General features: G+C 38.2%; 7 protein-coding genes. 2 read left to right on the top strand and 5 right to left on the bottom strand.

What is annotated here, in order from left to right:
- Positions 1–257: 257 nt before the first annotated feature.
- Positions 258–983, bottom strand: a complete 726-nt coding sequence (locus BFL01S_RS17465; protein WP_061786479.1) for a CAP domain-containing protein — start codon at positions 981–983, stop codon at positions 258–260.
- A gap of 418 nt (positions 984–1401) precedes the next feature.
- Between BFL01S_RS17465 and BFL01S_RS17470 the strand changes: the two genes are divergently transcribed.
- Positions 1402–2613, top strand: coding sequence for an MFS transporter (locus BFL01S_RS17470; protein ID WP_025907520.1), 1212 nt, complete (start codon positions 1402–1404; stop codon positions 2611–2613).
- Positions 2614–2626: 13 nt separating this feature from the next.
- Here the strand turns inward: BFL01S_RS17470 and BFL01S_RS17475 are convergent, their stop codons facing one another.
- From BFL01S_RS17475 to hmpA, 4 genes are all read right to left on the bottom strand, one after another.
- Entirely contained in the window at positions 2627–3142 is a 516-nt protein-coding gene (locus BFL01S_RS17475) for a type 1 glutamine amidotransferase domain-containing protein (protein ID WP_025907522.1), read from the bottom strand.
- A 129-nt stretch (positions 3143–3271) separates the two neighbouring features.
- Entirely contained in the window at positions 3272–4603 is a 1332-nt protein-coding gene (locus BFL01S_RS17480) for an alanine/glycine:cation symporter family protein (RefSeq protein WP_025907523.1), read from the bottom strand.
- A gap of 561 nt (positions 4604–5164) precedes the next feature.
- On the bottom strand, positions 5165–6454 hold the full coding sequence (locus BFL01S_RS17485; RefSeq protein ID WP_061786480.1) for a lysine N(6)-hydroxylase/L-ornithine N(5)-oxygenase family protein: 1290 nt from the start codon (positions 6452–6454) through the stop codon (positions 5165–5167).
- A 73-nt stretch (positions 6455–6527) separates the two neighbouring features.
- Positions 6528–7730, bottom strand: coding sequence for an NO-inducible flavohemoprotein (gene hmpA, locus BFL01S_RS17490; protein WP_061786481.1), 1203 nt, complete (start codon positions 7728–7730; stop codon positions 6528–6530).
- Between the two features lie 233 nt (positions 7731–7963).
- Between hmpA and BFL01S_RS17495 the strand changes: the two genes are divergently transcribed.
- A partial coding sequence (locus tag BFL01S_RS17495; protein WP_061786482.1) for an RrF2 family transcriptional regulator occupies positions 7964–8403 on the top strand: 440 nt, incomplete at its 3' end.

Below are 8403 nucleotides of genomic sequence, written 5' to 3' on the forward strand. Positions count from 1 at the left end.
GGGGTCAGTCCCATGAGAGTGAGTTTTTTATTTATACGTACGCGTAGACGTTGTTGAACGATTCTTGCGGTTTTTATAGTACTGGTAGCCTTCTTTCATTAAAATAGGGAATACAGCTACTATGATTTTTTTTAAAATTCTTCTCATGCGCATCGCACCCTTTCCTTGTCTTATGACATTAATTTACCCGACTTTCTTTAATAAAAAACATAAAAAAGCAAGCAGATTTTCTTCTGCTTGCTTTCTTGTGTCATGAATTATTTTGAAATAAACATTTGTGTCCAGTAAGTTGAATCTCCTTCAACAAAACCCACACCGATGTGAGTGAAATCAGGGTTCATGATGTTTTTACGGTGGCCATCACTGTTCATCCAGCCTTCCATTACTTCTTCAGGTGTTTTTTGACCTTTTGCAATGTTTTCACCTGCAGATGAATATTCAATGCCAAATTGCTTCATCATATCAAATGGTGAACCATACGTTGGTGAAGTGTGGTCAAAGTAACCTTTATCCATCATGTCTTTTGATTTTTCACGAGCTACGTCACTTAGTTCTGTGTCAAGCTCAAGTGGTTTTAAACCTTCTTTCGCTCGCTCTTCGTTTACTAATGTAACTACTTGTTGTTCAAACTCGCTTACGTTTTTTGCTTCAGCTTTTGAATCTTTAGATTCTGCTGGCTTTGCTTCAGCTTGCTGAGCTGGCTGTGCTGCTTCTTCTTTTGGTTTTGCTTCAGCTGCTGGTGCTGCTTCAGCTTTTGGCTGTGCTTCTTTCTTAGCTGGTGCTGCCGCCTCAGCTTTTTGTGGTTGAGCGTTGTATTTCTTTACTAACTCATCGACATTTATATTTTGTGCTGCTTGAGCATCTTTAATAGTAATTTGCTTTGGTGTGTTGCAGTCAGGTGCAGCTGCGTTAGCTTGTCCTGCTGTTAATAAGCCGATTGAAACGGCACCTGCGATTGTAGCAATACGGAACTTCTTATTCATGTTGTAAATTCCTCCTTGAAAGATATCTGTATTTGTAGACAGCTACGCTACAGAATGAATCTGCTAATCTCGCGTTGCATATTCATTGTTACATGGATTCATAGATTCAATCAACCGCTTTTCCGTTACCAAAATTAACTAGAGTTTTTTGTAATTTTTTTTAATATATCGCTAGCCCTTGGTATTCCTCACTTTTCCCCTCTCTTTTTCCATTCTATTAAAATCACTAGTAATATAACTGTAAATATAGCGTTATAAACGTTACAAGAAAAGAATGAGAATAATAGGAATGAGACCATTTTATATCCTTTTTTACCATTCAAGAAGATGTTTTGTGATATGATTCAGTGTGTAGATTCATTTAGAAACACGAAGTACTTTGTCGACATACTTACTAAAATGATCGGGGAACGATATTATGTGGAAAAATCGCAATGTATGGATTTTGCTGTTGGGTGAGCTAATCGCTGGATTAGGTCTATGGATGGGGATTATCGGCAATCTAGAGTTTATGCAGGCTAAAATCCCTTCTGATTTTATGAAATCAATTATCTTAGCCATTGGAATTGTCATTGGGGTTGCCCTCGGTCCTCTTGCTGGAAAGCTTACTGACCAATTACATAAAAAGAAAGTAATGCTAGCAGCCGGATTGCTTCGAACAATCAGCGTCTTATTTATGCTGCTTGCATTAGCAACTGATTCAATTGGCTGGATGATTGTTTTCCTTATTTTAATTCAAATTTCTGCTGCATTCTATTTTCCTGCTCTGCAGGCTACCCTTCCCCTTGTTGTAGATGAAAAAGAATTACTTCAGCTAAACGGCGTATACATGAATGTTTCTACGCTGTCTAGAATTTTAGGTACAGCATTGGGCGGTGCTCTTTTAATGATCATGCCTTTACATACGCTTTACCTCTTTTCATTCGCTGCTTATCTCGCTTTATTTTTATTAACGATGCTATTAAAAGTTGACGATGACAGCGTGTCGAAGGTTGGGGAACATGTAAAAGAAAAGCGGGATTTTAGCACGTTATTCCCAATGATTAAGCAGGAGCCTATTGTTTCAATTACGCTTATCATGCTGTTGATTCCTTTATTATTTATTGGTGGCTTTAACTTGATTGTCATTAACATTAGTGAGCTTCAAGACAGCGCAGCTATTAAAGGTTGGATCTATACAGCTGAAGGAATTGCATTTATGCTCGGTGCGTTTACTGTTAAACAACTCACGAAATATATAAGCCAAGTGCAAATCTTATTTGTTTTTTCATTATTTGTAGGGGTTTCACAACTCATGCTCTACATGGCTACAAATTCTCTTATTACTATCATCGCATTCACAATTTTCGGCTTTGCTATCGGCTGTTTTTTCCCTGTTGCAGCAACGATTTTTCAAACAACCGTACCAAAAGACTTTCACGGTCGCTTCTTTTCGTTCCGTAATATGCTTGAACGTATCGTCTTTCAAGTCGTGCTTCTAACAACGGGCTTCTTGCTAGATAGCATTGGTTTTCAATTAATGACGGTTGCTTTTGGAATGGTCTCTGTTGGTCTTACCACCCTCTTTTACATTTGGTATCGCCAAACTCGTCAACGAGTCACTTTAAACAAGAAAAAAGCGCTCAGCTGAGCGCTTTTTATTCTTATGATAGTACATTTACTGATTCACGAATGAATGCAGGTAAATCATCAGGTGTACGGCTTGTAACTAGTTGGTTTTGGCACACAACAACTTCTTTATCATGGAAGTTTGCGCCTGCGTTTTTCAAGTCAACCGCAATTGACTTATAGCCTGTAATATCGCGACCTTTTAACGTATCTGCATTAATTAAAAGCTGCGGGCCGTGACAGATGGCCATAACCGGCTTTTTCTCATCCATAAATGCTTTTGTAAATGCAACGACATCATCGTTAGCGCGCAGAATGTCAGGTGAAAAACCTCCTGGTAAGAATAAAGCATCAAACTCTTCTGGCTTTACCTCTTTAATACCTTTATCAATGCTGATCGTTGTTTCTCCTTGCTTACCTTTTACTGTTTTGCCGCCTTCAACGTCAATCGTTGTTAGCTCATGACCTGCTTCTTTCAATGCTTTGGCAGGGTCTGTATATTCCACATCTTCAAATAAATCTGTTACTAATACTGCGATTTTTTTACTCATCTCAACAAGCAACTCCTTTATTTCTGTGTAATAGCTTTTGTTCTATAAATAATGTACCCTTGTCTTTTCACCTTAAACATGGAATTTACAAATGATATGTACAAAAAAAGCTTTGCTGACCGCAAAGCTTTACCATTTTGTCTTATATTCTTTATAAATTTTGACTACAACAGGGCTCAAAATAAAGAGCGCGATTACGTTTGGCAGAACCATTAATGCATTGAATGTATCGGCTAAGTCCCATACAAGCGTAACGTTTAAAGTAGATCCTAACACAATAAAAAGTAGTACAAGCGCACGGTAAACGCTGATTCCTTTTTTTCCAAACAGATAATTGATATTGTTTTCTCCAAAATAGTACCATCCTAAAATGGTTGTGAAAGCAAAGAAGAATAAACAAATTGCAATAAACGGGTGGCCAAACTCGCCGAGACCCCTTGTAAAACTTTCTTGAGTTAACTGGATACCATTTAAGCCCGTTTCATAGGATTTCGTCATGATAATGACGAGCGCTGTTAGGGTACAAATAATGACGGTGTCAATTACAACCGCTATGATAGCAACTAATCCCTGCTGAGCAGGATGTTTTACGTTTGCCGCAGCGTGAGCATGAGGCGTTGAGCCCATTCCTGCTTCGTTGGAAAATAACCCACGTGAAACCCCATAACGAATAGCTTCTTTAATTGTTGCGCCGATAACTCCACCAGTGGCAGCAGCTGGATTAAACGCTGATTCTACGATTAATATAAACGCATCCACGATTCCAGAGAAATTTGCGAATACGATAACTAAGCTTCCTCCAATATAGAAAAGTGCCATAAACGGTACAACAAATTCAGCAATTTTTGCGATTCGCTGAATTCCGCCAAAGATAATAAAGCCAATTAATACCGCAACAATAATTCCTACTGCAACGCGTGGAATATTGAACGTATCAAAGGATGCTGCGATGGAGTTTGACTGCACCATATTTCCGATAAACCCAAGTGCGATAATAATGGACACGGCAAAAAAGCCCGCTAACCATTTGCTCCCTACTCCTTTTCGGATATAATAAGCAGGTCCTCCAACAATCTGGCCATCTTTCTCTTCTTTATATTTCTGCGCAAGAACTGCCTCTGCAAAAATCGTGGCCATGCCGAAAAACGAGCTAACCCACATCCAAAAAATAGCCCCAGGTCCTCCCAAAGCAATAGCTGTTGCAACACCCGCTAGATTTCCTGTCCCAACCTGAGCAGCAACTGATGTTGCCAACGCTTGAAAGGGAGAAATTCCATCTTTATTGTCAGGGTTCTTTTTAAACATTCCGCCAAAAGTTTGAACAAATGCTTGTTTGAGCATTGTTACTTGGATAAAGCCTAAGCGAAATGTATAAAGGATACCAATTCCCAATAAAAATGTAATCATAAACGGCCCCCATAAAAAACCATTTATGCTATTTATAAATTCTGATATGTTCACTTTTTCTACTCACCTCAAATACTATAATGGTTAAATCAACATGTATGTTTTATCCACACTTCTACCTTCTACTTTGACATAACAAAATAGGAGGTAGAAGTATCGATGCGATAGACACCGAACCATATCCTTTGACAATACTGAGACAAAACTCCTGATTTATTGAACACAATTATGTCATTATACCGAAAAAAAATAAAAAGACAAAGTAAGTTTTTAACTGTAAACACTTACATTTCTCATAAAAATGAGGATGGTACATAAGTATTTCATTCAATGATATATCCGAACTATGGAGAGTTATCTCTTTTTTATACTTCAGTTGTTTGTTGACTTGGAAAACAAGTTTAAAAAAAGAGTGGAATAGAGCGTAGGACACGCGACTCCTGCGGGAACTGGAGGAAAAACTGAGACCTCTCAGCGAAGCGAGGAGGATCAGGTTCCTCCCCGCCGAAAGCGAGTGTCTGTAGTGCAATGGAACGAACGCTTTCTGACAACTTAACTCGTTTAGAACAGTCACGATTCTTCTTTGAGAAGGAATCATGTAGTTATGTCACACCCTCATTCAGGTAAATCAAATTGTTGAAAGGTCGTGTTAAAGGAAACAGGATAAATTTCTTTACCCGCAATTGTATTAACGATACATTGATTTCGTTGAACAGATAGCCCTAAGTTTGTTGCGCTTGAACCATGGGAATGCTCAATATTTGTTAGCGTAAACATGTAATGGTCACGAGGGGTTTTGAACTGCAAGCGATAGTCTTTCATTACTTTAAAACGCTTATCATCTTCCCATTCAATTTCATTGTGAAATTTACCCATCCATTTTGGCAAGTGTGGTTTATAACCCGTTGCGAGAACCACTCGATCAGTTTCGTAAGCGAATTCTTTATTTGTTTGCTTTTGACGGCAGTGTAAGTGATAGCCACCTTCATTTGTTATTCCTTCTACTTCGATTGAAGCTCGAATCGTAACCGGAACCTCACCTTGAATCGAGCGATGATACATTAAATCATAAATATGCTGAAGAGTGGAAGCTTCAATCCCATTTCGTAAAGGATTTAAATCTTCTAACGCTTGGATTCGTTCTTTAAAAGGAAGATCATGAAAATGCTGAACATAATCTGGTGAGAATAGCTCTTGAGCAAGCTTTGACTGATCTAACTGCTGAAAGCTTGAAGAGCGAGTAAACCAACTCAGATGATAGCCATATGTAGGCTGATTTTTTAAAAGGTCATAAAAAATCTCTGCCGCGCTTTGACCAGAACCAACTACGGTAATATGATGTCCTTGTTGTAAATGCTCTTTGTGCTGTAAATATGAACTGCTATGTACGACATCATTTCCCAGGGAATGTTTTAGACCTTTTGGTACGAATGGAACTGCACCTGTTCCGAGCACCACATGCTTCGCATAAAATAGCTCCTCTTTATTGCTCTTCGTCTGCTTCACAGTTACTTCATATCCATATTCATGATTCTTTACATCCACAACTTCATGTTGAAAATGGCACGATTTAAGCTGGGCTTCTACCCATTTGGCATATTCGTTATACTCCTGCCTTGGAATATCGAATCGATTAAAATAAAAAAATGGATACATGCGCTTTTGCTTATGGATATAGTTTAAAAATGTATAGGGACTAGTCGGATCAGCAAACGTAACTAAGTCTGCTAAAAATGGTACTTGCAAGTCTGTTCCGTCAATTAACATACCGGGATGCCACTCAAATTTCTCTTCTTTATCAAAGAACACCGCACTTATTTCTTCAACAGGCTCAATTAAAGCAGCAAGTCCTAAATTAAATGGGCCAATACCGATTCCAATCACATCATATACTTGTTCGTTCATTAAAAAACTCCCTTTCATCAAAAAAAGCTAACAGTTTATAGTCCTGTTAGCTTTTTACCCGTTCTACGCAAATTTATTCAGTTACCGCTACGCTCATTTTAGGGGTAAAAGCCTCAAAATGAATACTTTCGCTTTTCACTCCTATTGCCTTTAAGCTTTTAATCATTTCTTCCATAAATAATGGTGAACCACAAATATAAAAAGAAGCTTCTGGGTTTTTACACCACTTCTGTAAGTCGTCGCGAATAATACGTCCAGCTTTTTGGTCATACGTTCTGTCGGCATCTACATCTCCGTCACTATATGCTACGTGGTAGCTAAACGGATACTTAGCGAAAAGCTCCTGTAGCTCATCTTTAAAAATATGCTGTTCTTTCGTTCTCACTGCATGAATAAACGTAATATCCCGATGCTCTTCAATGGATTTTTTCAACATTGGCATTGTTGGCGTTATGCCAACTCCTCCGCTAATCAAGACCACTGGATGCTCTTCGCTCTGCTCTAAAACAAAGTCACCAGCAGGCGCGCTCATTTCAATTTCATTTCCTACTTCTACATGATCATGTAAATAAGCTGATACTTCCCCTTCTGCTACATTCACTTCTCGTTTTACCGTAATGCGATAGTATGACTGGTCCCCAAAATCAGATAAGCTATATTGACGAATAGACATAAATTCCTCTGAAGGTACCTGAACACGCACACTTACATACTGCCCTGGTAAAAAAGTAGGTAATGGATTTTGATCGACCGGTTTTAAATAGAAAGAGTACACATCACTCGACTCTTTAACTTTCTTAGCCACCACAAACGGTTTATAATCACTCCATCCACCTTTAGCACCTTCCGCTTGCTCATACATTTCTTTTTCGACAGAAATAAAAATGTCAGCAATGTCTCCGTATGCTTTCTTCCATGCTGCTAAAATATCATCGGTTGCGCTATCTCCAAGGACCTCTTTAATAGCCCCAAGTAAAAATTCACCTACAATCGGATAATGCTCAGCTTTCACACCAATGCTTCGGTGTTTATGAGCAATTTGTTTCACAACAGGAACCAATACATGGAGCTGATCGATATGCTGTGCGGCTGCATATACCGTGTTAGCAAGAGCGGTTTGTTGGCGCCCTGTTCGTTGATTTGTACGATTAAATACGTTTAATAACTCCGGATGAGCTTCAAATAAATTTCGATAAAAACAGGTCGTAATTTGTTCACCATACTGTGCTAAAACAGGAGCCGTGCTTTTTACAATATCAATTTCATGCTGATTCATTTTGTTGTCCTCCTAAAAAGATATATTTAATATATATGTTTTAAAACAAAAAAGATATATCAAAAATACATCTTTATAATACCCTAAACTTCTTGAAAAAAATAGCTACTTCTGAAAACCGCAATAAATAATTCACAAATTAGCAATGTGCGAAACAAAGAGCAACTTGCTATTCCTGTCGGAAACAGTCATGATATGATTAATAAAGTTAGTACAGAAAGAAGCGTGAAACTATGAGGCTAACACAGTATACGGATTATTCCTTACGTGTGCTGCTTTACTTAGCTGTTCGAGATCGTCAAAGCTTAAGCAATATTAAAGAAATTGCGGACGCTTATCAAATATCAAAGAATCACTTGATGAAGGTAACCCATGAACTAGGAAAGCTTGGATTAATAGAGACGATCCGCGGGCGTAAAGGCGGCATTCGATTAGCAAAAAACCCTAAAGAAATTAATATTGGTGCTGTCGTGCGCCAAACAGAAGAAGATTTTCATATTGTTGAATGTTTTAACAGCGAGCTTAATAAATGTACAATTTCTCCTTCATGCAAGCTCAAGCATGTGCTCTACGAAGCCATGCAAGCTTTTATCAAAGTACTTGATGGTTATACGCTTCAAGACTTAGTTATGAACAAAGATGAGCTAAATTTCTTATTGTTATCCGGTCAACA

The sequence above is a fragment of the Priestia flexa NBRC 15715 genome, from assembly GCF_001591565.1.
In the GTDB taxonomy this organism is placed as follows: Bacteria; Bacillota; Bacilli; order Bacillales; family Bacillaceae_H; genus Priestia; species Priestia flexa.